The organism is Pseudoalteromonas sp. 20-MNA-CIBAN-0454 (assembly GCF_040308685.1).
GTDB lineage: Bacteria > Pseudomonadota > Gammaproteobacteria > Enterobacterales > Alteromonadaceae > Pseudoalteromonas > Pseudoalteromonas nigrifaciens.
In genome coordinates, this window is the sequence record NZ_JBEOOB010000216.1 from 1 (window position 1) to 248 (window position 248).

Annotated in this window: 1 protein-coding gene; it reads left to right on the top strand. The window is 65.7% G+C overall.

What is annotated here, in order from left to right; translation table 11 throughout:
• Nucleotides 1-248 (top strand): hypothetical protein (locus AAEZ22_RS18550; RefSeq protein WP_352298554.1); only part of this gene is annotated, 248 nt, incomplete at both ends.

The following is a 248-nucleotide window of genomic DNA, read 5'->3' on the forward strand; positions in this document are numbered from 1 at the left end:
CAGGTGGCCTATCGCCGCGAGCGGCTGTCGGCGCTGTTCCGGGACTGGGAGATCGACATCGTCGATGATGCCGGGAGCCGTACGCTCTGGCGGGATCTGCGCGATGTTCGGCACTTCGCGGACAATGGCGAGGCGGTCTGGCGCATGATCGTCAAGCCGACGGACGCGCCGGGGGTCATTGACGCTTTGTCGAAATTCGGGGGCCGATCATCGCTCGACTGGGGCGGTGGTCTGGTCTGGTATTCGGG